The organism is Halobacillus seohaensis (genome assembly GCF_042663045.1).
GTDB classification, from domain to species: Bacteria; Bacillota; Bacilli; order Bacillales; family Halobacillaceae; genus Halobacillus_A; species Halobacillus_A seohaensis.
The window spans coordinates 105,522-130,727 of sequence record NZ_JBHSZV010000032.1 but is presented as its reverse complement, the minus strand read 5'-3'; the positions used below and the strand labels follow the sequence as shown (position 1 = coordinate 130,727).

General features: G+C 41.9%; 25 protein-coding genes, 16 tRNA genes, 1 rRNA gene and 2 pseudogenes. 41 read left to right on the top strand and 3 right to left on the bottom strand.

Going from position 1 to position 25,206, the window contains the following annotated elements; genetic code table 11:
• Positions 1–209: 209 nt before the first annotated feature.
• The 19 genes from rrf (at position 210) to ACFQIC_RS13010 (ending at position 4,355) form a co-directional block, all read left to right on the top strand.
• Positions 210–323: ribosomal RNA gene (rrf, locus tag ACFQIC_RS13100) — 5S ribosomal RNA — on the top strand.
• Positions 324–333: 10 nt separating this feature from the next.
• Positions 334–408 (top strand) — tRNA-Asn (locus ACFQIC_RS13095).
• A 5-nt stretch (positions 409–413) separates the two neighbouring features.
• A tRNA-Ser gene (locus ACFQIC_RS13090) sits at positions 414–506 on the top strand.
• A gap of 15 nt (positions 507–521) precedes the next feature.
• Positions 522–596: transfer RNA gene (locus ACFQIC_RS13085), tRNA-Glu, on the top strand.
• Between the two features lie 8 nt (positions 597–604).
• Positions 605–680: transfer RNA gene (locus ACFQIC_RS13080), tRNA-Val, on the top strand.
• 66 nt (positions 681–746) lie between these two features.
• Positions 747–823 (top strand) — tRNA-Met (locus ACFQIC_RS13075).
• A gap of 4 nt (positions 824–827) precedes the next feature.
• Positions 828–904: transfer RNA gene (locus tag ACFQIC_RS13070), tRNA-Asp, on the top strand.
• Positions 905–974: 70 nt separating this feature from the next.
• A tRNA-Phe gene (locus tag ACFQIC_RS13065) sits at positions 975–1,047 on the top strand.
• A 10-nt stretch (positions 1,048–1,057) separates the two neighbouring features.
• Positions 1,058–1,133 (top strand) — tRNA-Thr (locus tag ACFQIC_RS13060).
• 17 nt (positions 1,134–1,150) lie between these two features.
• Positions 1,151–1,236 (top strand) — tRNA-Tyr (locus ACFQIC_RS13055).
• 22 nt (positions 1,237–1,258) lie between these two features.
• A tRNA-Trp gene (locus ACFQIC_RS13050) sits at positions 1,259–1,329 on the top strand.
• A gap of 13 nt (positions 1,330–1,342) precedes the next feature.
• A tRNA-His gene (locus ACFQIC_RS13045) sits at positions 1,343–1,419 on the top strand.
• 18 nt (positions 1,420–1,437) lie between these two features.
• A tRNA-Gln gene (locus ACFQIC_RS13040) sits at positions 1,438–1,512 on the top strand.
• A 6-nt stretch (positions 1,513–1,518) separates the two neighbouring features.
• A tRNA-Gly gene (locus tag ACFQIC_RS13035) sits at positions 1,519–1,593 on the top strand.
• A gap of 67 nt (positions 1,594–1,660) precedes the next feature.
• Positions 1,661–1,734 (top strand) — tRNA-Cys (locus tag ACFQIC_RS13030).
• A gap of 6 nt (positions 1,735–1,740) precedes the next feature.
• A tRNA-Leu gene (locus ACFQIC_RS13025) sits at positions 1,741–1,821 on the top strand.
• Between the two features lie 143 nt (positions 1,822–1,964).
• Complete coding sequence (locus ACFQIC_RS13020; RefSeq protein ID WP_204709713.1) at positions 1,965–2,942, top strand: tyrosine-type recombinase/integrase; 978 nt, start codon at positions 1,965–1,967, stop codon at positions 2,940–2,942.
• Between the two features lie 179 nt (positions 2,943–3,121).
• Positions 3,122–3,892: a helix-turn-helix domain-containing protein gene (locus ACFQIC_RS13015; RefSeq protein ID WP_204709712.1), complete on the top strand. Its 771-nt coding sequence runs from the start codon at positions 3,122–3,124 to the stop codon at positions 3,890–3,892.
• A gap of 175 nt (positions 3,893–4,067) precedes the next feature.
• The gene (locus ACFQIC_RS13010) at positions 4,068–4,355 is read left to right on the top strand and encodes an endonuclease domain-containing protein (RefSeq protein WP_390217184.1); all 288 of its coding nucleotides are present in this window, start codon (positions 4,068–4,070) and stop codon (positions 4,353–4,355) included.
• Positions 4,356–4,551: 196 nt separating this feature from the next.
• On the opposite strand, the gene ACFQIC_RS13005 is transcribed toward ACFQIC_RS13010, so the two are convergent.
• Positions 4,552–5,157 carry a tyrosine-type recombinase/integrase gene (locus tag ACFQIC_RS13005; protein WP_204709708.1) on the bottom strand — a complete coding sequence of 202 codons (606 nt, stop codon included), beginning with the start codon at positions 5,155–5,157 and terminating at the stop codon, positions 4,552–4,554.
• Between the two features lie 993 nt (positions 5,158–6,150).
• On the opposite strand from ACFQIC_RS13005, the gene ACFQIC_RS13000 reads away from it, so the two are divergent.
• The 11 genes from ACFQIC_RS13000 (at position 6,151) to ACFQIC_RS12950 (ending at position 12,816) form a co-directional block, all read left to right on the top strand.
• On the top strand, positions 6,151–6,354 hold the full coding sequence (locus ACFQIC_RS13000) for a helix-turn-helix transcriptional regulator (RefSeq protein WP_204709698.1): 204 nt from the start codon (positions 6,151–6,153) through the stop codon (positions 6,352–6,354).
• A gap of 47 nt (positions 6,355–6,401) precedes the next feature.
• Entirely contained in the window at positions 6,402–7,076 is a 675-nt protein-coding gene (locus ACFQIC_RS12995) for a hypothetical protein (RefSeq protein ID WP_204709696.1), read from the top strand.
• Between the two features lie 264 nt (positions 7,077–7,340).
• Entirely contained in the window at positions 7,341–9,251 is a 1,911-nt protein-coding gene (locus ACFQIC_RS12990) for a hypothetical protein (RefSeq protein WP_390217181.1), read from the top strand.
• Between the two features lie 18 nt (positions 9,252–9,269).
• Complete coding sequence (locus ACFQIC_RS12985; protein ID WP_204709694.1) at positions 9,270–9,983, top strand: hypothetical protein; 714 nt, start codon at positions 9,270–9,272, stop codon at positions 9,981–9,983.
• An 81-nt stretch (positions 9,984–10,064) separates the two neighbouring features.
• A complete protein-coding gene (locus ACFQIC_RS12980) occupies positions 10,065–10,280 on the top strand; it encodes a helix-turn-helix domain-containing protein (protein ID WP_204709693.1) in 216 nt (71 codons plus the stop codon).
• A 109-nt stretch (positions 10,281–10,389) separates the two neighbouring features.
• Entirely contained in the window at positions 10,390–10,749 is a 360-nt protein-coding gene (locus ACFQIC_RS12975; RefSeq protein ID WP_204709692.1) for a hypothetical protein, read from the top strand.
• Positions 10,746–10,874 carry a hypothetical protein gene (locus ACFQIC_RS12970; protein WP_390217178.1) on the top strand — a complete coding sequence of 43 codons (129 nt, stop codon included), beginning with the start codon at positions 10,746–10,748 and terminating at the stop codon, positions 10,872–10,874. The genes ACFQIC_RS12975 and ACFQIC_RS12970 overlap by 4 nt, the downstream gene beginning before the upstream one ends.
• Positions 10,874–11,239, top strand: a complete 366-nt coding sequence (locus ACFQIC_RS12965) for a hypothetical protein (protein ID WP_204709691.1) — start codon at positions 10,874–10,876, stop codon at positions 11,237–11,239. The genes ACFQIC_RS12970 and ACFQIC_RS12965 overlap by 1 nt, the downstream gene beginning before the upstream one ends.
• Before the next feature lie 25 nt (positions 11,240–11,264).
• Positions 11,265–12,005 (top strand): hypothetical protein, encoded by a 741-nt coding sequence (locus ACFQIC_RS12960; protein WP_204709690.1) that lies wholly within the window; start codon positions 11,265–11,267, stop codon positions 12,003–12,005.
• An 11-nt stretch (positions 12,006–12,016) separates the two neighbouring features.
• Positions 12,017–12,367: a hypothetical protein gene (locus ACFQIC_RS12955; RefSeq protein WP_204709689.1), complete on the top strand. Its 351-nt coding sequence runs from the start codon at positions 12,017–12,019 to the stop codon at positions 12,365–12,367.
• Entirely contained in the window at positions 12,364–12,816 is a 453-nt protein-coding gene (locus ACFQIC_RS12950) for a phBC6A51 family helix-turn-helix protein (RefSeq protein WP_204709687.1), read from the top strand. Before ACFQIC_RS12955 ends, ACFQIC_RS12950 begins: the two co-directional genes overlap by 4 nt.
• 112 nt (positions 12,817–12,928) lie before the next feature.
• Here the strand turns inward: ACFQIC_RS12950 and ACFQIC_RS12945 are convergent, their stop codons facing one another.
• Positions 12,929–13,429 carry a hypothetical protein gene (locus ACFQIC_RS12945; RefSeq protein WP_204709685.1) on the bottom strand — a complete coding sequence of 167 codons (501 nt, stop codon included), beginning with the start codon at positions 13,427–13,429 and terminating at the stop codon, positions 12,929–12,931.
• A 287-nt stretch (positions 13,430–13,716) separates the two neighbouring features.
• Here ACFQIC_RS12945 and ACFQIC_RS12940 point away from each other — a divergent pair, with 287 nt between their 5' ends.
• Together ACFQIC_RS12940 and ACFQIC_RS12935 are read left to right on the top strand one after the other, a co-directional pair.
• Positions 13,717–14,199: a tetratricopeptide repeat protein gene (locus ACFQIC_RS12940; protein ID WP_204709684.1), complete on the top strand. Its 483-nt coding sequence runs from the start codon at positions 13,717–13,719 to the stop codon at positions 14,197–14,199.
• Between the two features lie 313 nt (positions 14,200–14,512).
• Positions 14,513–14,770, top strand: a pseudogene (locus tag ACFQIC_RS12935) (DUF4352 domain-containing protein); the annotation flags it as partial.
• A gap of 19 nt (positions 14,771–14,789) precedes the next feature.
• Here ACFQIC_RS12935 and ACFQIC_RS12930 read toward each other — a convergent pair.
• Positions 14,790–15,476: a hypothetical protein gene (locus ACFQIC_RS12930; protein WP_204709679.1), complete on the bottom strand. Its 687-nt coding sequence runs from the start codon at positions 15,474–15,476 to the stop codon at positions 14,790–14,792.
• A gap of 555 nt (positions 15,477–16,031) precedes the next feature.
• Here ACFQIC_RS12930 and ACFQIC_RS12925 point away from each other — a divergent pair.
• The 9 genes and pseudogenes from ACFQIC_RS12925 (at position 16,032) to trmL (ending at position 25,114) form a co-directional block, all read left to right on the top strand.
• Positions 16,032–16,963, top strand: a pseudogene (locus ACFQIC_RS12925) (tyrosine-type recombinase/integrase).
• A 329-nt stretch (positions 16,964–17,292) separates the two neighbouring features.
• On the top strand, positions 17,293–18,309 hold the full coding sequence (locus ACFQIC_RS12920) for a DUF3231 family protein (RefSeq protein WP_204709677.1): 1,017 nt from the start codon (positions 17,293–17,295) through the stop codon (positions 18,307–18,309).
• A 280-nt stretch (positions 18,310–18,589) separates the two neighbouring features.
• Positions 18,590–19,177 carry a hypothetical protein gene (locus tag ACFQIC_RS12915; protein ID WP_204709675.1) on the top strand — a complete coding sequence of 196 codons (588 nt, stop codon included), beginning with the start codon at positions 18,590–18,592 and terminating at the stop codon, positions 19,175–19,177.
• Between the two features lie 360 nt (positions 19,178–19,537).
• Positions 19,538–19,611: transfer RNA gene (locus ACFQIC_RS12910), tRNA-Gly, on the top strand.
• Between the two features lie 556 nt (positions 19,612–20,167).
• Complete coding sequence (locus tag ACFQIC_RS12905; protein WP_204709673.1) at positions 20,168–21,877, top strand: ABC-ATPase domain-containing protein; 1,710 nt, start codon at positions 20,168–20,170, stop codon at positions 21,875–21,877.
• A gap of 16 nt (positions 21,878–21,893) precedes the next feature.
• The gene (queG, locus tag ACFQIC_RS12900; protein ID WP_204709671.1) at positions 21,894–23,027 is read left to right on the top strand and encodes a tRNA epoxyqueuosine(34) reductase QueG; all 1,134 of its coding nucleotides are present in this window, start codon (positions 21,894–21,896) and stop codon (positions 23,025–23,027) included.
• A 71-nt stretch (positions 23,028–23,098) separates the two neighbouring features.
• A complete protein-coding gene (locus tag ACFQIC_RS12895; protein WP_204709667.1) occupies positions 23,099–23,647 on the top strand; it encodes a methylated-DNA--[protein]-cysteine S-methyltransferase in 549 nt (182 codons plus the stop codon).
• Between the two features lie 72 nt (positions 23,648–23,719).
• A complete protein-coding gene (locus ACFQIC_RS12890; protein WP_204709666.1) occupies positions 23,720–24,580 on the top strand; it encodes an amidase domain-containing protein in 861 nt (286 codons plus the stop codon).
• A 57-nt stretch (positions 24,581–24,637) separates the two neighbouring features.
• A complete protein-coding gene (trmL, locus tag ACFQIC_RS12885) occupies positions 24,638–25,114 on the top strand; it encodes a tRNA (uridine(34)/cytosine(34)/5-carboxymethylaminomethyluridine(34)-2'-O)-methyltransferase TrmL (RefSeq protein WP_204709664.1) in 477 nt (158 codons plus the stop codon).
• Positions 25,115–25,206: the final 92 nt, after the last annotated feature.

Sequence of the window (25,206 nt, the reverse complement as noted above, 5' to 3'; positions counted from 1 at the left end):
TCCGAGGTGGAAGCGTGGTGACACGTGCAGCTGACGGATACTAATCAATCGAAGGCTTAACTATAAAAATTCGTGGAAAAAATGTTTGTTTGAATGATGTTGTCTTATCCAGTTTTGAGGGTTCATAAAAAAATTATTAAAAACCCTTGAAATTTTCTTGAAAGGGCAATATAATGTATCTTGTCCCTGAAAAAAGAAAAAACAAATGATCTGGTGGCGTTAGCGAAGAGGCCACACCTGTTCCCATGCCGAACACAGAAGTTAAGCTCTTCAGCGCCGATGGTAGTCGGGTCGATCCCCGTGAGAGTAGGACGCTGCCAGGTTTAGAATTATTCCACCGTAGCTCAGAGGTAGAGCAATCGGCTGTTAACCGATCGGTCGTAGGTTCGAATCCTACCGGTGGAGCCATTTATGGAGAGCTGTCCGAGCTGGCCGAAGGAGCACGATTGGAATTCGTGTAAACCGTTTTCGCGGTTTCGAGGGTTCGAATCCCTCGCTCTCCGCCATATAAAATTTCGATTGGCCCGTTGGTCAAGTGGTTAAGACACCGCCCTTTCACGGCGGTATCACGGGTTCGAATCCCGTACGGGTCACCACTCAATTTGGAGGATTAGCTCAGCTGGGAGAGCACTTGCCTTACAAGCAAGGGGTCGCAGGTTCGAGCCCTGCATCCTCCACCATTTTGACTCTCACAAAGAGTTGTTTGAAAATCTTATGGGAACTTCATAATAGTTCACCTACAATATCGCGGGGTAGAGCAGTTCGGTAGCTCGTCGGGCTCATAACCCGGAGGTCGCAGGTTCAAATCCTGCCCCCGCAACCAAAATGGTCCGGTAGTTCAGTTGGTTAGAATGCCTGCCTGTCACGCAGGAGGTCGCGGGTTCGAGTCCCGTCCGGACCGCCATTATTCACATTTTACATAAACTATCTAATAGTTAAAAATGATAAGAACTAAATTAGTTCATCATTTGTTTGGCTCGGTAGCTCAGTCGGTAGAGCAACGGACTGAAAATCCGTGTGTCGGCGGTTCGATTCCGTCCCGAGCCACCTTTCTTTCGCCGGCCTAGCTCAACTGGTAGAGCAACTGACTTGTAATCAGTAGGTTGGGGGTTCAAGTCCTCTGGCCGGCACCACGAGGTTTTAATTTTTTGGAGGGATAGCGAAGTTGGCCAAACGCGGCGGACTGTAAATCCGCTCCCATCGGGTTCGTAGGTTCGAGTCCTACTCCCTCCACCATTTATTTTTTTACATTACAAATAGGGGTATAGTTTAATGGTAGAACTACGGTCTCCAAAACCGTCAATGTGGGTTCGATTCCTACTACCCCTGCTTTATTTTTGTGGCGGTTGTGGCGAAGTGGTTAACGCACCGGATTGTGGTTCCGGCATTTCGTGGGTTCGATCCCCATCAGCCGCCCCATTTTTTTGTATAATTTTTTGGGCCATAGCCAAGCGGTAAGGCAACGGTTTTTGGTACCGTCATGCGTAGGTTCGAATCCTGCTGGCCCAGCCATCATAAGCGGAAGTAGTTCAGTGGTAGAACATCACCTTGCCAAGGTGGGGGTCGCGGGTTCGAATCCCGTCTTCCGCTCCAGAAATCATCTCAGTTAATTCATAAGAAGTTAAACTTTGAATATAATCTACTAATTACTTATTTCAATGGCGGCATAGCCAAGCGGTAAGGCAGAGGACTGCAACTCCTTTATCACCGGTTCAATTCCGGTTGCCGCCTCCATGAAATGCCGGTGTGGCGGAATTGGCAGACGCGCACGACTCAAAATCGTGTTCCTCTGGAGTGCCGGTTCGAGCCCGGCCACCGGTACTAAAATTCGTACATAAGACGGTATCTACTAGCGTAGGTATCGTCTTTTTTTGCGTTTAATGTGACGTAAAATGGTCGTGTGCCTAAACGAGTCAACGTTAAGCCCCGTTTTCCTAAATCAAAAGGAAGGCGGGGCTTTTTGTATGCGTAAAAATCGACGGGATAACCGTCTTTCACCGTACGAGATAGAAACCGTTGAAAGGACGCTAAAAGGCACGGAGATATCGTTCGACGTAGCTTTACAGAAATTCTTAGCCGACGGAGAACGGAAAGCACTTCGAGAGTTCACGCTTCATTACTACCAAAAAGAATGCGAGGATTTTCGACGTTATTTGGTTCGATTTGAGAAATCGTTAGATTTAAACCTAGTCGTACGTAAGGACATCGACGATTACATTGACGATATGAAGCATGAACGTCAGTTAAAGGTAGGAACGATCAACACGAAACTACGAGCAATCCGCACGTTATTTAACTTCCTGGATGACGGAAAGTACATCGACAATAATCCGATGCGGAAGTACCCGTTATTAAAAGACAGGAAAGCGAATATTGAGACGTTTAACCTCACGCAATTAAAGAAACTCTTAAACTCTCCAGACCTACGAACTTTTACGGGACAACGGGATTACACGTACTTGCTCTTATTAGTGGAGACGGGGTTAAGGCTCAATGAAGTTGCGGGGGTACTCGTAGAAGACGTGAAGTTAAGCGAAGGACAAATATTCGTCAGGAATACGAAGAATCACCTGCATCGTTATGTACCTATACAGTCGAAAATGAAGGAGCAGTTAAGTCGGTATCTAAAGATAAGAGGAACGTGTGAGACGGGTCACCTATTCGTGACTATCGATGAAACGAGAATGACTCGGAACGCATTACAAAGGTTGGTTGCTATTCACGGAAAGAGAGCGGGGATTAAAGGGGTTCGATGCAGCCCGCACACGTTACGTCATACTTTTGCGAAGTTATCCGTGATGAACGGAGCAGGCATATTCGAACTACAAAAGATTCTCGGTCACTCTTCGATGGAAATGGTTCGAGTTTACGTGAATCTATTCAGTAGCGAAGTTTCAGAAAAACATAAAAGTTTCTCACCATTAAAGGACTTAGACATATAAAAAGACATAAAAAAAGGCGCAACCGCCGACGATGTGGACTTGCCACACGCCAACGATATGCACCCTACGCCTATAGGAATCATATCGAAAAAATGGACGAGTGTCAAATTCGGCAAGTCTGTCCATTTAAAGAACATACGTTCGGTTACTGCGCCTTCTATACGAGGAGGGAACACGGAATGAATTACGTTACGACCGACTTAAAAGAACTGGCGGAACACGTCACCTTTGCGTCGAAGGTAGAGATGGACGAGAAAATATACGAGTACTTAGCACGGTTACAAGCGGACGAGCAGCCCGACTCCGTAATCGAGGTTCTCCGTTTCTTCGGGAGATCCAGTTTACGTTTGCTAGGCGTCAGTTTCGCGAAGTACCAAACGATAGCAGATAGCGTTGGAATAAGTAAGAGTACGGTTATTAGAGCGGTAAAGAGACTTGTAGAGTTCGGAATGATTGATAAGCTACCAACCGTTAAGAAGTGGCGAGGGAAATCTCGTAAAAAGTCCGTAAACGTTATACGTATTCTACCGACTCTATCGAATATGATAACTCAGGATGACAATGCAATAGAAGACGTTGAGAGTGCTCCGAGTAAAGCGTCAGGGAACGAAATTATTTCCGAACCATCTAATTTTAACCATACTCAAAAGCACGTACTAGATACGACAGATACGCTAAAACACGCAATCCCTAAGAAACTATACGAGGTTATGAGTCCGTTCTTTAACGTAGAGGGCTTATATGAGACTATCGGTGCGTTATACCGTGCAAAAGCGACGGTAGACCCGACTATACAAGCAGAGAATCATCCCGAATACATAGAAGCGTTCTTGTCGTGTGTAAGGCGTTATAAAGACGGAAAGGTCCGCAATCTCTTAAGCTACCTATATACAACGTGGAGAAAAGTTAGTCGAGGGATATACTTGAAACGAATGGCGGACGTGTACTAAAGGCGGTTTAAGGCGAGAATAGTACCGGTGATGAAATATGAGCGAATTTATTGTGTCTGTTGTACTCTTTTTGCTAATGGTCTTCACGATTTTCTGTTTTAATCGATTTCAATACGACCCAGAGCCGGTTGAGGCATCCGAATTTGCTAAGTGCGAGTCGCCTATTGAGCGCAGGTTGTATAACGGGCTCACGTCAGCCGGGTTATATCCGCGTGCGCAATGGCCGGAAGGTAGATATCGCATTGATATAGCGTTCCCTGGTAAGAAGATAGCGATAGAGGCAGACGGGAAAGCATTCCATTCTACGCCAGAACAGAAGGCGCATGATCGGAAAAAGGATCGTTATTTACGTAGTAAAGGATGGACGGTGTTACGGTTCACAGGTTCGAGGATACATCGGAATTTACCGGCCGTAGTCGAACGGATAGACCGGGAGTTAACGAAGAAGAACCAGGCGGAATGACGCCAAGCACACGTATAACTATCGTAATAGTTAACGTCAGTTTCACCGGCACGAGCCTTCGCGACGGACGACTGGGCCGGAAAACTCACCCCCTGGACCGTTAGCAGTCGAGATTTACGTTAATTGACATATATGGAGATATCGGGGCTGACCGATAAGTAAGCACAAAAAAGCGGGCATTTAACCCGCCGCAATGTTAAAGCCGGAAGTCTTTCAAGCTATCCGCTATTTCCTGGTCACGTATGCCGATATATCGTTTTGTCGTTACTTGGTCGCTATGGTTAAATATCTCCATTAACGTTGCCACGTCCTTTGTGCGTTGGTAGTAATGGTAACCAAACGTTTTTCGTAACGTGTGTGTGCCTATATCACTTCGTCCGATTAGGTCCGCAGCCTTTGTTAGTACACGGTATGCTTGTGTCGTTGTTATGTGGTTGTCGCCTTTCCTGGACGGAAATAACCACGTAGGGGCACCGTTAGGCACTTCCGCTTGTTTATCGGTTAAATAGTCGGCTATATCTGCCATGATTGCCGTTAAATGTACGGTGCGAGGTTTTGACGTCTTTCCTTCACGGATAATGACCGATGTTTTCCCTTTAACGTCCTCTATCCGTAACTTCACTATGTCACCGATCCGTAAGCCCGTATTTATGCCGATATTAAATAGCAATAGGTTACGATCCGATTGCCCTGACCGTTTGCCGGCAATTTGTAACGACTCTCTAAAATCCGCTATTTCCTCCGCCGTACGTAGTGGTTGAACGTCTACTATCATACTTTCTTTACTCTTTGTATTTGCCATGATCCCGTCCCCTTTATTCGTGATTTATTATGTATCCTTTTGTTGTTATTAACTATAATACCATACATTCGTATAACGTTCAATAGGTGAACAGCGGTACAAAGGCAAAATGTATGTATCCTTTTATGTAAAAGCATACGTTATAAAGGAACATTAGCAAGGTAGAATCAACGGCTCAAAACATTCAATAAAACCCCCGGGGCATCGTCGAGGGGATTGAGCTGCCGGGTGGATAACAGTTTCTTACGGAAAATGCGATAACCTCGATGGTAAATACTGTGATCATACCGGCACGGTAAATTTCTCGCTAAAATTTTCGGAGAACAACCGGGGCTAGTACATCGACTATCGTACGATTATTTCGATCCGTTCCCTTACGTCATCTATACGTAGGGCCTCCGCGATTAACTCCAGGTTCGCCCGGTTTATCGTTGAACTATCTCGGCCGGAGTATGGAACGGTAAGACGTTAACGACGCTAACAACGAAAAGTGCACATATCTTCTATTGTATTCTAATAGTAAACGTGTGCATTTTTGAAACGATTGGACGAAGGTATCGAGGTTACTGTTAAACGGACAGGTCTTCCTAACGTAAACAACGAGGTTAAGTAAGTGGTAGCCGACGTAACGAAGTGGAGGGAGGCAATGAGATTTAGATTATCGGAACAACGAGTAGTTAAATGGCGTTTTAGCGGGCGCAGCAGCCGTGAAATCGAATAGACACACGTATACATAGCCCGATAGGATTTAGCGGTCCTATCGGGCTTTTTTGCGTTTCCGAAAACGCTAAATGTCCCAAATTCGGCGTTTTCGTTGGTACATTCGAGTAAGGGCAAAAAAATGTCCCACTTTTGGCGGTTTTTGGTCTATTAGTAAGTGAGGGCAAAATAAATGTCCCACTTTTGGACGTTTTTGTGGTATTAGCTATTGTAAGCACTTTTAACCGTCATTCACGAATTAACTAACGAAGTCATTGAAGGGAGGCGAACGGAATGCAACCGGAGACACTTAAGGCTATACGAACATTCAACGGCATGAGCCGGGAGGACTTCGCTAATCAAATCGGAGTTAGTCGGTCGTTGGTATCGTACATCGAGCAAAGACGGTGTGCTATATCCGATGAAACGAAGAGGAAGTTATACGAGGTGTACGACGTCGAGTACGTTGACCAGATCCGTCAGTTTACGGAGGGGTAGACGTAACAATCGGGGCAGCGAAATAAATGAATGGAGGGCGATGAACAATGGAAAACGCAAAGCTAGGTCAAGGGGTACGCATGAACACGTATAAAGGCTGGGAGAGCATACCCGCACACTTAGGGACAAAGACACGGTTGAAAGAGCAAGATGGCTTACGGCCAGAGAAAGAAACGAAGCCGGTTGCGTTAGTGAAGGCGTTGACCCCGAGAGGTTATAAAGAGTTCGATCTTTTCGATAAAGCTGATTGCGTAGAAATCAAGAAGCGAAAAGTGGACGTTAGTTTTCTAGACTATTCCGACAAGTGTTTATCTGACGCGCTTTACATGGTGAATAAGTCCGCGAAGAAAAGCCGTGACACAAAGACGAAAAGTTATAGTTCCGGTAAGCATGCGGTAGTAAGCCGATCCAAAACGCGACAGGAAAGACTATACGACTTGAAGGACAAGGCGTTGAAGAAGCTAGAGAAAACCGGTCGCCTGACTCTACGAGGCTATCACAAACAATCTGATAACTACCTCCATTTGTACGAGTTCGGGCGGCATACGTTCCATAAGCCGGTAAGGTACGTTGATAAGTCCGCAGCATACCTCGGGGAAATCGAGGGGATCATCGGAAGCGAACGAAGCAAGGAAACGCAGCTCAACTACTTCCAAGCGGTGAAGTTACTAGAAAACTACGTCACAACGCAGGGAATCGGGAGGGAATTTCAACGCTCATAACTAGCGTAGCGTAAGGTAGCCATAGCGGGAGTGTTTGGGCTTTAACACGAGCGCAGGGGTTGGGTTTAGGTTTAATAAGCGAGGAGAAACATATCTCGGCACAACCCGCCTCGGCAAGTCGGCAAAGACCGCCTACTTGCTAATCACCTATAAACGTACAGACGAAATGTTACGAAAAACGGTAAGAGTAACCCTTAACGTTCTAGGTAACATTTACGAAATCCACGAATACAAACGAAGGGGACGATGGAAACGATGGAAACGATGGGCAGAAACGTACTAATCGAAGCACCGCCGATAGGCCGGAAGGTTTCGAACAGAAACGAAAACATCATGCGACAATGGGCGATTAAAATTACGGAAGGTGGACGAGAGTTAACCCCCGAAGATTATCGGATGGCTTTAACAGTCATGCGAGAATGGGATGAGCCAAGCGTAAAGGGGCGACCGTCTCTTGTCGGGGCTTACATGGGCTTCGGGAAATCGGCGTTATTATCGGAGTACCTATGGAACAAACTACGTGACCAAGACGTTGAAACAGGTCGGCAAACGATACGAACAGACTTCGGGGCTATAATCGTGCTGCCTAAACGTGAGCAGGTGAAAACGTTGGTGGACTATCTAAATGCAGGGCCGGCGGTAGACTCGGCAGGCAAGATGATGCATCGGAACACATTCGCCTTCGGTCTGTATGGCTTCGACCCTGACGCAGAAGACGGCATGACCCCGACATACAACGCATACAGAGAGCAGGAAACGGAGCAAGTCGGGTACAACGTACTTGTCATGACACACGAAAAGCTGAAGCATTTAACGTTACAAGGAAAGATCGATAAATACCGTTCCTTCTACAACGAGCAAGGTAGGCGCTGTGATCGACCTAGGCTAATCGTCGATGAAAAGCCGTCGATTGTCGAACACCACAAGGTAACTCAACGAGACTTAAACGAGGTGATCGAATGGGCCACGCTTCAAGACTTCGAGAAGAAACCTCACTACGGGGATATTTACGAGCAGGTTCGGAAGCTACGGGACTTCCTAGAAAACCCGATAGTCGAAGATAAGGCGCTGATATACCCCGAAGGTGAAAGCGAAGACTTCCGTATAGACCAACGTATTGCCTACATGTTAGGGGACGCGAACGACTTCGGACGACTGGAAAAGCTACGAGGAATCGAGCATATCGCGAGACATGGTGGCAGGGTATCGAAATACAAGAACGAAAGCGGCAAGCAGGTTCGGTATTTCTCATGCGCTACAAAGGTTCACTACGACTGGACGCAGTTAAACGCAAGTATTCTCGACGGAACGGGGCATTTAGCGTTGGAAATGGCGTTGGTGAATGAATCGGAAAAGCTGACGCATATCAGGCCGGAAAATACGCCGGCATACCATAACCTATCGTTTTACGTGTCGAAGGCGGAAAACCTTAGCCGGAGTTCTTTAAAAGGAAAGAAGGAAGCCGACGTTGTAGCGAAAATGAAAACGTACTGCGAACAGATTCAACGTAAGCACCCGGAGACAAAGTTCCTTGTTATCACGTACAAACGCTACCAGGAAAGCCTTAACCACGCACTCGAAGGCAACGATAAGCTAACAACGAAATACTTTGACGGGGGACGGGCTACAAACGACTATATCGACTGTGATGGCGTTATATTCCTCGGCAATTACTTTAAACCTTCGGACTTCTATATAAGCATGGCATCGACGATCAACGGGCGTTCAATCGAGTTTTGCGAGGCTACCGACAGTCGAGGCAAGCATTTTAAAGATGAAGACGTCGAAAACTTCAAACTGACTAACCAACTAGAGGATTTCATGCAGGAGTTGGCCCGAACAAGACCGGTGCAGAAATCAGTTCAGTTGCCTGTTTATATGTTTACAAAAGACGAGGGGTTCATTGAACAATTAAAGCAAGAATGTCCAGGCGCTGAGTTCGGGACATACGAAGCCCCTACGAAACTATCAGGCAAAGAAACCGCGAAGCATAAAGTTACACAAATGATCCTTCTCATGAAACCCGGCGAAGAAGTTCACAAGGCTACATGGTACAAGGACAACGGAATATCCCGTAAAGCCTTTGCTGATTCAATGAATACACAAGTAGTAAAAGAGGCTATGCAGGAAAACGGGGTCATAGTTAAAGGTCATTTTCTAATCAAAGAAAACTAAGAAAGGGGAATCAGCGTAATGAACACGGCAACAGCGAAAGCACCGAGCACACCACCGACACTTACGGATCTTTATCGACGTTACAAGCGATCGGGGGTCTATGATATCGATGGACTCAGGGACGATGTGGACTTATTTATCGAAAGCACTGTTAACATACACGAAGACAAGGAAACCCTCGATCAGTTAGCGGGCATTTATGCCTTCGTCCACGAGAACCTGGAACGCGAGGAATGGCGGACATACACTTGTGAGGATTGGCAGGCGTTGGAACACGAATGGATTGAGAAATCGGGCTATACAGAGCCGGATTTAATGGACGATATACTAACCCGCGAGGAATTAGGAATCATAAACGAGGAGCAAGCCCACGAGGAGTATGAGAGTTATCGAGAATGCGAGCATGTTTTCTGTATCAACGTATGGAAACCGAGCCGAAAGGATAAGCGATATTGCTGCCGTGATTGTAAAGAACGTCAAAAGGAAGCGCGGAAGAGATACGATCAAACAGGGACATTTCTTCCATCGACAGCCTACCGTGACAACCGCGATCACGTTGACGAGCAGAATTACAAGACTCGGGAAACGACGTTCGAACCGGAGACAGTAACGGAGGTATTCGAACCATCGAAACGGCAAAGAGAAACCGGCAGGAAACGGGACCGCGATCGGGAATTAACAACCGGAGTGACGCCTGTTAAGGCCCATGAAAGGGGGGATGAACATACGTGATAATAGAGAGGCAAGAGCACATGCCGGCGATGTTCTTGTATCTTCTTTTTAAAATCGTAGTGATAAAAGGAGGTTTACGTATTGACTAGTGAGAGGTTTAAAGCGATCCGATTGTACCTGGGCATGACACAGAAAGATTTTGCCGAGTTTTTCGGGCTATCGTTGGCAGTAGTCGGCATGGTCGAAACAAGTCAGCGAAAGGTAAGTGACAATACAGCCGCAAAAATAGCGATGAAGTTCGAAGTTACAGACGGGTTTATCGAGTTTACGCAGAATCAGAAGAAGCTAGAATCATAGGGGCTGAAGAAAATAGTAACTTTCCTATTCATGTTTTTTAATGTATATACTTACGCCATATTAATTTTATAGTAATCGAAATTGAAACGAAAATCAAGGAGGAAATCACATGAAAATTGAATCACAAGCTAAGCAGTTTTTAGACGAGCATTACGACGGGCGGCTATCCACGCTTGAATTTTTACATCGCCTCAATCGATTGGTCACGGTACGTAAGGAGGAGCCAACGGTTACCTATGAGATTGACGACGGTAAATGGATCATACAGACGATGAGCCCGAAAGTGATACCGAACGTACTTAATTCGGACGCAGAAATAAATGCAAGAGAATACGACGACAACGGTTTCATGCGTGAAGTCCGAGCTATCGTGAGCACTCGGGAGTTAATTGAGATTCTCGACAAAGCAGAGAAGGCGAGGAGCCGAAAGGCAAACGGGATCACTCATAACAAGGAGGAAGAAACATGAGAAAACGAGAAGAACCGAAGTTCAGCCAGGAGGACGTTGATCGCATTGTAAAGCAACGCCTAGCCCGAGAACGGAAAGAGATGACAGGAACACGAAACCCACAAAACAAGGGGAGGCGCGAATAATGGGTGATGAACTACGTTTTACTGAGGAAGAAATGGAAGAACGAGTACAGGCGGAAGTCGACCGCATTCTCGTGGAAGATGCCGAGGCCGAGCAAGCCGAGCAGGAACGCAAGCAGACGGAATCGGAGGAAATGAAAGAAAAGGCGATCGCACTCGCCAAGAAAGTCGAATTGGTAACCGCAGGTATTCCATGCGACGAGGTAGGCAGGTACGCCCGTTACTTGGACGATACAATCGACAGGGACGTGTTAAAGCAGCAGGCGCAGGAAATTGCCGACGATGCAAACTATAAGCGCAAATCGAAGCCTTACGGAGATCCGGGCAAGCCGAGTAACGGCGGTAAGTGGTCACCATTCAGTAAATAAAAACGAAAAGGGAGAGGTTTTATAAATGGCGAATCAAACATTATTCATGTACCAAGGCGATGGGGATTTTCAGCAGCATAGCGTTGTAACCGTGGACGGTAAACAAGCGAAGCAATTAACCGAAGCAGGGAAGGCAGTCGAGGTGAGCCTAGGGGATTACGATTCATACAGACAGCAGGTTAAGGACGCACATAAAACGTATGGTAAAGCGAGGGAACGAATTAAAGAGTCGGATCATCCGAGTGTGACCGATGAAATTAGAGATTACGAGATTAAACAAGCGTATAAGACGTTTGAACAAGCCGCTAAGCAAGCGCAGGACGAGTGGACGGTAAAACGCCAGGAAATGCAAGCGGAGGCAAAGGCGAAAGCCGCGCGAGCCACGGTAAACGTAAGCCAAAGGGAAAAGCAAACTTCCGAGCAAGTAGCAAGCAGAATCGCATTAAATATAGCGCAGGCGACCAACGCGTCGCAGCTAAGTGCAGCAATTAGGCAGGGAAGTGACGATATCAGGTATCTAAACGACGCTGAGAAAACCGCATTACAAGGCGAGTTAATGGGGGTCTTGTCGCAGGTTGACGCTAAGAATGAGAAGTTCGATAGCACCGTAAGTAGTCGAAGCCTCGTGTCTAGCACGCAAGACGTTAGAAACATGGATTTACTAGCCGGCAAGGTAGCCGATCAGATCCCGAATAGAGTAGATTTAGAATACCGACGAGTTAAAACGGTGAAAGAAGGTCTAGGGGTCGTACCGAAGTCGTTATAAGGGGAGATTATATGCACGAGTTAGCAACGTTAGCGCAACACCATTCGTTTTTCACCGATTACGTACGATTGATCCATAAGCATAACCGGTTACTACCATTGGACGTATCCGAGTTAAAAGCGAGCACCCATGAAATCATCGACGAGTTAAAGCAAAGTGGGGCAAGCGAGGTTAAAACGTACGCCGGGATCTTTGTTGGGATGATCGTTTGTATTGAACAGAATAACGAGTTAGCACAAGGGGACGTTACACCGTGGCAAGTGAACCAACGGGTGCAACGTAGCTTCCGCATACTTCGATTAGTAAATAGATCGTACGAGATAGCGGCGAGTGAAAACTACACTAAGGGGGAAACGAAATGAGCATGACGATAAAAGAGTACGAAGCAGCGTTAAATGATCCGAGGAAGGTAAAGGCGGCGAACCTACTTGTTAACAATGACTATGCGACCAAGGCAGAACGACGTAACCAGGATGAAATCGCGGAAGACGCCGGGGTAACCAGGCAGACGTTGTATAATTGGCGGACGGAAGACGTTTTATTCGTTAAATATATGGAATCCTTATCGGAAGTTCGATTAGCGCAGTACCGATCGTTAGCAGACGCACAGTTAATTAATTTAATTCGTGGGACTTCGAACAACGGCACGCCTAGCGTTAAGGGCCTCGAAATGTTCTACAAGCTACAAGGCCGTCTTACCGAAAGGTCCGAGGTTGTCCAGGTCGGAGAAGACGAACGCAAAGCGACACCGGTGTCCGACGAGCAGATCGAAAAGGAATTATCGGAGTTACAATCGAAATTGAAACACTAATTTACGGGGCTGCCTTCGGGTAGTCTCTTTTTTATTTTCTTATTCAACTAACGCAACCTTTACTTTAATAGAAAAAGGTAATCCCTGCTTTTTTCAGAATTGCCCACTTAATTCAATTTTTATTTTTATTCTTAATAAATTTAATGTGCCATGGAAGAAAAAGAAAAAACATAATTACATAAAAAGGTATTGAATACAAAATTTCCCAACCTTTTTGTATCAGGAAACCAACATTTACTAAAAGATACTCGGTAATCAAAGAACCGACAGTAAATATGGTTGCAACAACCCATTTTGATTTAGAAGAAGTATAATAATTATAATAAATTACACTAATACAAGCAGGAGCAATCGCAAACATTATTGTATCTGGAATACTACCTATTGAGGGTTTTCCTGAATCAAGTAAATCCAGTTGATAAAAAAAGACAATGTTTCCCATCCAAGCAAGGAATCCTACTACACCAAAAGTTGTGTACCATTCTTTCCAAGAAAGGTGTTTCTTTAACAAAAGAGAAAGAGGTATTAAAATTGCACCAGCAAGATACACCATCCATGCACCTTCAGGTGTCAAGTCTAAACGTTTTATTACTTCATTCCAATAATTATCCATTTTTACCTCCCCCATAAATTACTTATGTATTTACTGTCTCCATTTACTATTCAATTATTCTGCCTGTTAGTTCAATAAGCATAGGCTTTCCCCTCGCTATGTTCTCCTGTCATTATCGATAAGTAACGTAAAGATGCAGAGAATCGACCTACAGGGCAATTAGTTTAGGGTAGACGGGGCCATGGTCGACTCATTGCAACTGAGAGAGATATTATGTTACTACGTAGTTCTTTTATCCGCATAAGATAACTGGTAAAATATAGTTAAGGCAGGGAGGAGAGAATGTCGTGATTAAGTTTTTAAAGAAGATACTCGGGAGCAACGAGGAAAGCCATGAGAAAGTACGAGAGAACCGCACAACTACGAATACATACGCAAAAGCACCGTTGAGTGCCAACTCAACTAAACGGACAAAATCGAAGAAAACCCAGGAGAAACCTTATAAGCAATTGAAGATACCTAAAGACATAGTGGATCGAAACCTTAAAGGGCGGGAACTCGAAAAAGAAGGGTACGTTGACAACGCGATAGAGTTTTACGAGAAAAACGTAGAAGAGCGATGTGAAGGGAATCATCCATACGATAGGCTAGCGATTATCTATCGTAGAAGGAAGCAGTACGACGAGGAAATACGGGTCTTAAAGCGAGCGATAGACGTCTTTCAATCGTTGGAGAGTTCGTCGCCTCGACAGGACGTGTCTCCTAAGTTGCAGAAGTTCCAGGAACGACTCGAAAAAGCAAAAGAAAAGTACGCGAATACTAACGGTTAATTATGGTCTCGGATGGTGAACGACACATTACCGTATCTGATCGCCTCAATCTCGACCATTCGACTACCTACGTAAAGTCTCACATACCGACTATCCCTGACGATGAATTCCGCAGTTTCCTCCTCCGGCAGTTGAAGATTATCCAAGACGGGATATACGATGTGTAGATCCGGTGTAATATAACCTACGAAATTTCCCTCGATACTGAAACTTTCACCGAAAATCTGACGGCTAGTACACTCCGTCCAGAAATGCTTCAAGAAGAGGCTAACGGTAAGTACGTTATAGCCGATGTCACAGTAACGACAACGGAAACGAGGCTAACACGGTAGATAGTTCAATGTTTAAGCTGAAATTTGAAGACAAAACGTACGATGCGGATTCAGCAGCTACGATATCAGCTAACGAGGACGCCGTAGAGTTCTTCCTAGCGGAGGTTAACCCAGACTCAACTATCGAAGGTAAAGTGGCATTCGATATCAACGCTGAAACGGCAGAAAAAGAAGGGTTGAAACTGCAAGTATCCGAGGGTGTATTCGGTACAAACACGAAAACAATCCACCTTAAATAATCGTTGAGAGGGCGGTGGCCTAACGGCTACCGCCTTTTTTGCGTCGAAATGCTTTAGAAACGAAATCTCTTAGAGTGCCAGTAGTTCTTTCGTTCCATTTGTTATCTAGCCGTTTAATTTCGGCAATTGATTGTTCATCCTTTGCGATAAGCTCATTTTGAAACTCCTTAACATTGTTACAAATATCCTCCGTAGTTACTATGAATTTTTGTTTTTCTGATTCACTTATTATGTAATCCTCTTCAAATTTTACTTTCTTAAACGAAGCTATAAGATTATTCATCACACTATCTATACTGCTAATTCTCATATACAAGTTAGGAGGTATACTTACGTAATCAAATCTGCGTAAATCATCTTGTTTGGATTCAAGTTGAACAGCTAGGTCTTTTAACAAATTTACAATGCGTTTTGTATCGTTAGTAATCTTAAGTTCTTCTATACACTTTTCAAGATAGTTAATTTCTCTGCTAAGTATATTAGAAATGTCAGTAAATACTTTGATGAAGTTATCTAACTCCCTTTTTCTTTCCATATCCCTAGCGAATACTAACTGTTTCTTTACAGAGCTCAAAGTTACTAATCCTGCGATTAAGGTGCCAAGAAATGCACCACCGATAGCCCCGAAAAATTGTAGCCAATCTACAATACTAATGCAATCCAAGCCTTTGCAACTGTTCACTATTTCTACATTGAGTTTATCCAAGACAATCCCCTCTCATTAAACTGACTATTTAAAACAATAGTATCATGTAATCGAATGCAGAGAGAAGCCACACAAGCAAATAACTTTCGTAAAGACGGGGGTTAGTCCGTTAAAATTCGACACAGAGCGATTCTCGTTAAACTCTTGCAAGTACGCGTTATGAAACGTATAATTAGCATTAGGGAAACGGGTTTTACGTGTCGTACGCTAGTTAACCCGTCTAATGTGCGTAGAAATGAACGGTGTGCCCTTCGTGAAAGCCTCCGAAGAAACGATTATCGCATGGATCACTATCTTTGCGACTCAAAATCGTGTTCCTCTGGAGTGCCGGTTCGAACCCGGCCACCGGTACTAAAAAGAACTTAACAAAACGTTAATTTTGAAGACTTTTTGCATATTGCAGAGGGTCTTTTTTGTGTCTTATTACACACTATTTTTTGCCCTTATGTAGTGTGCCATAGTAGTGTGCATTGCCCTATCAATTACACTAATTGAAGGGAAGGCAATTTAACAATGAGAAGAAATAACCGCTTAAATACTGAAGAAATTTAAAAGATTTTTGATGGGGTAACCAGTGATGAAATTGACTTTCGAGAAGCACTAAATAAGTTCCTTGAAGATTGCAACATAAGAAACCTTAGAGGGCATACCATCAAATTTTATCAGAATGAACTATCAACCTTTTATAAAATAATGAAGGAACAAGGAATTGAACCTGCCCCTTCATCTATAACCAGTGAACACATTAAAAGAAATGTGATTCTTTACATGAAAGAAGAACAAGAAAGAAAAATTGTAACTATTAATGCACGTATAAGGGCGGTTAGAAGCTTCTTTAACTTTCTGCATAGGAAAGGATATATAAGAAAGAAGCCCGTTCAAGGTATCAAGCTTTTGAAAGATAGAAAGCAAGCAGTTGAAACCTTTTCACGGGAACAGTTAAAAGAACTGTTCAAGATTCCTGATTTAAGAACGTTCACAGGTATGAGGGATTATGTCCTTATGTCTCTGTTACTGGAAACAGGAATAAGGGCAGATGAGTGTATAGGAATCACTGTAAGGGATGTGAACCTTAAAGAGGGTACTGTCCTAATCAGGAACGCTAAAACCTATAAAGAACGGCTTGTCCCAATTCAAAAGCCTATGCAAAACCTATTGACGAAATACTTGCACATAAGGGGCAGGGTAGAAGATACAGATGCCTTGTTCCTAACAATGGATGGCACCCCAATGTCAAAAAGAAAAATAGAATTACCTTCTATGGAAGGAAAGCAGATATTCAAGGGGTTAGATGCAGTGCTCATACATTTAGGCACACCTTTGCCAAACTAAGTGTAAAAGCTGGGGCAGATATTTTCACACTGCAAGCGATATTAGGACATTCTTCTATGGAAATGGTACGTAACTATGTGAACTTATTCAGTGATGATGTACTAGAAAAGCATAAGGACTTTTCACCACTAAAGAATTTAAAGAGTAGGCTTTAAATTTTTTAAAAAATGAAATCACGGATTTAAAGTAATAATATGGGGCAGTCCCAAGATTCTCTTTAGAAAAGAACAGTAGGGGATTGCCCTTTTTAATTATCACGTATTTTTTTCTTTCTTCAAGTTTTACACAAAATTTTCATACAGTTTTTTGTATATACCTACACTTTTTCAATCCACATAGGGTTTTTCCTTCTTAACATCAAATATTAGTTCACTATACTTGATTTGACTGAATTTCAAATCGACAACACTAAATAGACTTACATATATAGTTATTTATTGGAGAAACTGAAGGTTAAGGAATACCCTATTTTGGAGGGATGAAAATGGATTCTACTCAAGAAAACGATATCAAATTAACATCGGCAGAGATAACAAATCTATGGGCTGCATACATGAATGATAGTGGTACCATCTGCCATTTAAAATATTACCTAAATACAGTGGAAGATACGGAAATTAAATCTGTAATTCAATATGCATTAGACATTTCACAATTGCACGTTAACACAATAACCGAGATTTTCACTCGGGAAGGTTACCCTGTTCCTCATGGTTTTAATTTAAACGAAGACGTTGATGTGACTGCACCAAGGTTGTTTTCTGATACTTATTTTTTAAATAATGTTAATCAGTTGGGAAAGATTGGTTTAAATGCATATAGCATGGCTTTACCTGTTGCAGTAAGAGAAGATGTTTATAGCTTTTTTAGTCAATGTTTAAGTGAATCAGATAACCTTATCAAACAAACGAATGATATATTATTGGCAAAGGGTCTGTTTATCAGGTCACCATATCTCCCAATACCTGAATCATATGATTTTGTAAAACAGAAAAACTTTCTTGCTGGTTATTTTGGAGAAAAAAGACCCCTTACAGGTACCGAAATCACAAACCTATATACCAATTTTCAAAGGAATGCATTAGGGATAGCCACCCTTATTGGTTATAGCCAAGTTGCCCAGGATGAAGAAGTAACACAATTCCTATTAAGAGGAAAGCAAATCGCAAATAAGCACTGTGAAATATTTGGTTCATTTCTAAGAGAAAGTGATTTACCTTGTCCTATGACATGGGATACAGAGGTTACTGATTCTATTACGTACACTTTTTCTGACAGGAAAATGATGTTTTACACTACAGCCTTAATCGCACTTAGTGTTGGATACTATGGAAGCAGTATGTCTATGAGTCCTAGAAGAGATATTGGTGTAATGTATAGCAGACTTGTAGGGGAAATTTTAAAGTATGCTGATGATGGGGCTAAAATCCTGATTAAACATGGCTGGATGGAAGAACCGCCACGGGCACTTGACCGTGATGAATTAGCAAAAAAGGAATAGTGAAAGTGCATTTCGATTGCTTTTAATGGACTGATAAGTAAAACTTCAAATCCTTAGATGTTTTATGTTCGTTTAAAAGAAACTTTAGTATATTCCAGTAACGGGTTAGGTTTAAGGGTACAAAACATTAAATCAACAAAAATAATCAGTCCAATTAGCATATAAATTGGAGTGGTTATTTTTGTTGATTTAACAGAGTCAATAAATAAATGAAAGATAAAACAATCACCAAATCCTCTGTTAAAATCTTAATAATCCGACAGGGGTAAAATGGATATATATGTTAGAATTAAAACAGGGTTTGTTAAATACAAGTAGAAATTTTAGAGGGGGAAATATGGTAAAGAAAAATCTAGGAATTATTTTTACTGGAATACTTCTGGTAACAGTGGTTTTCTTTTATTTTTATAATTCAGAAGAGTTATATGGAAATGATAAGGATTCCATAGTCAAGGTAATTCAATCTATTGAAGGCTATGAAACTAAACAAATTGAAATTCTTAAGATTAACGATTTCAATAAGGTTAGAATTGTAGGGTTTTTGTCTAACAGTAATCCATCTTATATCGAATTTCATAAAAATGAGGAAGGGAATTATGTATGGAAGCATATTGAATCTAAAAATGATGAATCATTTAGTCTGTTTTTATCTTCAGTGGAAGGTTCAAAAATGATGTTCGTGACTAATAATAATAATAAAATTGCTGAAATGCATGTAGAGATAAATGGGAATACATTAGAACGTAAATTCACACCTCATAAAGCGTCTGTCACTTGGATTGATATGCCACAAACCAATAAAGATAGTTACGAATTTCGGAATTATAAATACTACGATAAAGGTGGAAATCTAATTAAAAATAATTAATTCTGCAACTAACTGGTGCTTTCGTTAAACAAGAAACCAAAGTAAGGAAACGTTCGGAACTTTTTGCACCTATTTAGAAAATGAAACAACAAGCCTGTTATTTGGATCAAAAATATAATTCCAAAATAAAATACCTAAAAAGCATACTAATGCCCAATGCGATATTGATCTTAACATATGATTTTTTAGGAATTTGCGTATAATCCCGATAATTGTTTAATTTTTGATGAAAATAATAATGTTTATGGTTGTCACGAGTATTTAAGCTTGTTATACTATTCATTGTACTTTTAAAAATCACTTATTCAAAAGCTTATGAGTTGAAGACTTGATTAAAGAAAGCTAATGAATTTAATTAACGCGGGTGTAGTTTAGTGGTAAAACCTCAGCCTTCCAAGCTGATGATGAGGGTTCGATTCCCTTCACCCGCTCCATTATTATTAATGCTATTATATTTTACTACGTGATTAACGCAGTGTTTCGTTCAATAAAAACGAAGCATTGCGTTTTTTATTGAATCAAAATGGATACAACAATAAGAGGCTCTATAATGAATGTGGTGGTCATGCTTGATATCTATCAGTAGATCATGAGAATATAAAAAATGCACTCCATTCTCTCTTTTGACCCTAAAGTTGTGACACAAAAAGGCAAAGGAGAGGTGTAATAACACAATTAAAGTATTAAAATGCAACTCTTACGGAATTAAGAGATATGAACGCTTAAAGAATAAGATTTTATGGCAACAAGAAATGAAGAACTTAGGATTTTAATCATTGTTGTTTTGGATAGATAAATGGTTGAGGAAACCATCTAACAAGCAGCCAGAATACACGTAGACTCACCCTGCAGAACGCGAAGTGATTTAGACTGCCGTGGCATAGGCAACAAACTATGCGAAAACAGCTAAATCAAAAGGGTGATGGAGATCATTCTCCATCACCACATTTGACAGGGAACCTAATAAGAGAGGAAAGGAGATGCTTATTGATGAATCAACTAAAAAACTTACTTAAACAAATTGATGGAAAAAGTTATAAAGGGTATAAACAAATACAGGGAAGTTATTCTTTTTCTTCTTATGAGTTAAAGATCGATTATGTGCAGGGAGACCCTTTTGCGGCTCCTTCTAAAATCCGCATTCAAGTTCCTAACCGAATAAAGTCAATTGCTCCTGCTTGGAAAGAAACGAAAAACCGTCAAATCTATTCGGAGGATATGATTGCGCGAAAGGTGGCTTCAGTTCTTGAGAAGAGCCATTCTAACGTAAAAGGTTCCGGGAAGAGTGGAATGGTATCGATTGACGAACCGAAGCAGGAGATTTTGGATCGCACGGCGGTTAGTATCGATGGTGATCAGACAACGGTTTGTTTTACTGTAGGTTTACCTGCTAATGGTAGACGCATTAATGGAAAAGAGGCAGACAAACTATTTTTTACGGTGTTGCCTAATGTTATTAAGGAATCGGTTCTCTCCATTAAAGATGAGGAATTTACTGAATTTGTACAGTTGGCTGATCAGCATGATGCTATTTTAGATAAAATGCGAAAGGAAAATCTTGTTTCATTTATTGCTGATGATGCCATTTTGCCAAGAGCAAGTGGTGTAAGTGATCGTCCGATGAAGGAGGCTGTTCCTTTTCAGAGTCCTGAGGTTAATCGGGTCTCTATAGAGGTTCCTCATCGCAGTGAACCTCTTACAGGGATGGGTATCCATAAAGGCATTGTATTAATTGTTGGCGGGGGTTATCATGGAAAAAGCACCCTACTAAATGCGATTGAACGCGGAGTATATCCTCATATCAATGGAGATGGCCGTGAATATGTCTTAACTGATCCGAACGCTGTTAAAGTGAGAGCTGAAGATGGACGTAAGGTGACGAATGTGGATATTTCCCCATTTATTAAAAACTTGCCACGTAAAGCTGACACCACTCAATTTTCTACAGAAAATGCGAGTGGAAGTACATCTCAGGCGGCTAATGTGATTGAGGCGATTGAAGCAGGTGCACAAACATTGTTAATCGATGAAGATACGAGTGCTACGAATTTTATGATTCGAGATGAACGAATGCAGGAATTGGTTGTGCGTGAGAAAGAGCCGATCACTCCGTTTATTGATAAGATTAAGGGAATGCGTGATGAGCTCGATATCTCGACTGTACTAGTTATGGGTGGATCTGGTGAGTATTTCACAGAAGCTGATGATGTGATTATGATGGATGAGTATGTTCCATATAATGTAACAGATCGCGCGAAGCAGATTGCTGAGAAGTACCCAAGCACGAGACAAACCTATAAAGAAGATTTCGGTTCTTTGCCTTCTCGTCATTTTCTTCCTCAGTCTGTTCAGCCTTATAAAGGTAAGAAAGAAAAGGTACAAGCTAAAGGAAAAACGCTTATCCTTATGGGAGCAACAGAAATTACTCTTGATGGCGTAGAACAACTGGTTGACGCTTCTCAAACGAGAATGATTGCCGACTTAATTATGCATTTATATAAAAAAGGAAAACTTAAGAAGCAGCAACCGATTAGTGATTTGCTTGATGAAATAGAAGATCAACTTGATCAAAAAGGGTTAGCTTCCTTTGCACCATTTCAGGATCAGCACCCTGGGGAACTAGCTCGTCCGCGCCGGTTCGAAATTGCTGCAACATTGAACCGCATTCGTACAGCAAAAGTGAATGATATAAGAGGATAGAAAGGAGGTAGTCAAGGTGGACTTTCATCAATTTAAAGAAGAAGTTATCGCTTATAGTAAAGAGATTGGTATTGATAAAATTGGATTTGCTTCTGTCGATGTATTTGGCGAACTAAAGGCGAGACTTAAACGACAACAATCCCTTGGCTATCAATCTGGATTTGAAAAGGGGTCTGTAGATGAACGATCAGAACCAACTCGGTTATTACCAGAAGCCCAATCAATTATTTCCATTGCTTTAGCCTATCCATCTAAAATGAACGATGCCCCCAAAAGCAAAAAAGGAGATCGTCGGGGTATTTTTGCTCGAGCATCGTGGGGACGAGACTATCATGACGTTTTACGAGATAAATTGAATCAACTTGGTTCGTTCTTAAAAGAGCGTTTTCCTGAAGTAGAACTCAAGTCTATGGTAGATACAGGAGAGCTATCCGATCGTGCTGTCGCTGAGAGAGCAGGGATTGGATTCAGCGGGAAAAACTGTGCCATTATCACTCCGGAATTTGGCTCCTATGTATATTTAGGAGAAATGGTAACAAATATTCCGTTTGAACCTGATGAGCCAGTTGATGATAGCTGTGGTGACTGTAATATTTGTGTGGATACATGTCCAACGGATGCACTTATACAAGGAGGCCAACTCAATGCTCAGCGCTGTATAGCCTTCCTGACACAGACGAAAGGGTTCCTTGAGGAAGAATACCGTACAAAAATAGGAAATCGTCTGTATGGTTGTGACACGTGCCAGACCGTTTGTCCTAAAAATAAAAAGAAAGATTTTCATAACCATGAAGAGTTTGAGCCGGATCCTGAGATTGCTAAACCTAGATTGATTCCATTATTATCGATATCCAATCGTGAATTCAAAGAGAAATTCGGACCCATTTCGGGATCTTGGCGCGGGAAAAAGCCGATCCAGCGAAATGCAATTTTAGCATTAGCTCACTATAGGGATGAAACAGCTATCAGTGAACTCATCCGTCTTATGGAGCAAGATCCGCGTCCTGTAATAAGAGGGACTGCAGCTTATGGACTTGGTAAAATAGGAACGAGAGAGTGTTATGAAGCGATTGAAAGCGCAAAAGCTAATGAACATGAAGAAGATGTCCTTTTTGAAATGGATAAAGGACTCAAATTTCAAGAAGTTTAAGCAAAACATCCTTTTCAGAATATAATAGGTTTTGTATAATAGAAAAAACTGTTTAAAAAGAGGGGTTTATTATGAGCTATCAATCGATAATCTATTACGATGCAAGCGAAACTCCTGTAGGATCCCTAACGATTTTGGCAACGGACGAAGGCATTTTACGAATTGATTATGGACATTTTGATGAACTTGTAAGTTTTTATCAAACGTGGACTAAAAAACATTTACTCAAAGGCTCATTTGAACGTCATCCCAATCATCATTATGTCATGCAAGCTAAAATGGAAATTCGTGAGTATTTTGCAAAAGAACGAGAAGTCTTTTCTCTTCCTTTAATTTGTTATGGTACCCCTTTTGAAAAAAGTGTGTGGAGAGCGTTAAAGTCTCACATTCCTTTTGGTGAAACAAGGTCTTACAAAGATATAGCGATCACTTTGAAAGCTTCTCAATCTGTTCGTGCTGTAGGAGGGGCCGTTAATAAAAACCCTTTTTCTATTGTTGTTCCTTGTCATCGAGTGATAGGTAGTAACGGTAAACTTGTAGGTTATGCTGGTGGTCTAGAACGAAAAAGAAAGCTTTTGGATCTGGAATCCAATAAAGAATTAATTAAAGTGCATGGATAACTCCCTTTAACGAGGGAGTTTTTGTATGTATTTTATTTCTTCTTCATATAGTTGTATGAAGGGGGGATTAAGATGGAAGCTATTAAATTATATTGGCAAGATATTTTATCAAGGTTATTAGTGCAAGTAGAAGAACCGTGGTTAGAGCGTAAAGTTCAGGGACTGCTTGAGAGAGGGCAGAAAGTTGAAAGAGCTACATTTTTTATTCAACCCTACCATCGAGTTACATATGAGGAAATAAGAGAAATAACGTACTCTCTAATGATTCGACTATATATTAAAGACATTCATAAATCGTATGTAGAAGAAGGGGTATATCACTGTCAGGCCACGATAAACAGGGGGAATATTTTAGAGCAATCAACCCTAACAGAAAATATTTTACCAAAAGATAAGGTGCGATTAGCTCCGCAATTTTTAAATAAAGAATGGGGAGGAGATCGTGCTACTTTTTATTATGACAGAAGAGAGGCTATTCGTTACGCTGAACAATGGTGGGATAACTATAATCCCGCTTTTCAAAACTTTGATGTAGATTGCACAAATTATATTTCACAATGTTTACATGCGGGTGGGGCACCGATGTGGGGACAGTCTAATCGTAGCAAAGGGTGGTGGCACGGGAATAATAACTGGAGCTACAGCTGGTCCGTTGCACATTCGCTTCGATGGTATTTAAGTGGATCTCGGCAAGGCTTAGTGGCTAGTGAAGTGTCAGAAGCGAGTCAGCTTTCGTTAGGTGATGTCATTTGCTATGATTTTCAAGGAGATGGGCGTTATGATCATACAACAATTGTAGTAAGTAAAACGAGTCAAGGCGAGCCTTTAGTTAACGCTCATACGACGAACAGTCGACAACGTTTCTGGGATTATACAGACTCAACTGCCTATACACCGAATATTGATTATAAATTTTTTCATATTGGAAGTTGATGAGTATGGTATAATGATCAAGTTGATAATGCAACTTGTATAGATCGAGGTGAAAACATGGCAAATCATATTGTACTTTTTGAACCAGAGATTCCCGCCAATACAGGGAATATTGCGCGAACGTGTTTAGCCACCAATTCTCAGCTTCACTTGATTCGTCCATTAGGTTTCTCAACGGATGACAAAATGTTGCGACGAGCGGGGCTAGATTACTGGCATGATGTGACCATTCATTATTATGATTCCATCGAAGAACTTTATGAAAGAAACCCCAGTGGTGAGTATTATTATATAGAGAACTTTGGAACCAAATCTTATGCTGATTTTGATTTCAGTGATGAGGATCAAGAGTGGTTTTTTGTTTTTGGCAGAGAAACAGACGGGATTCCTACGAATCTGTTAGAGGGACTAGAGGATCGTTGTTTGCGTATACCTATGACAGATAAGGTGCGGTCATTAAATTTAGCTAACACGGCTTCTATCATTTTATTCAATGCTTTGAAGCAACAAGGCTTTCCGAAGTTAATAAAATAAATGTCATAAAAAAATCGCATCCCTTATAGAGGTGCGATTTTTTGTGTTATTTTTTTGGGCGTCCTGGTTTCAAATCGTAACCAGAAGCGAAG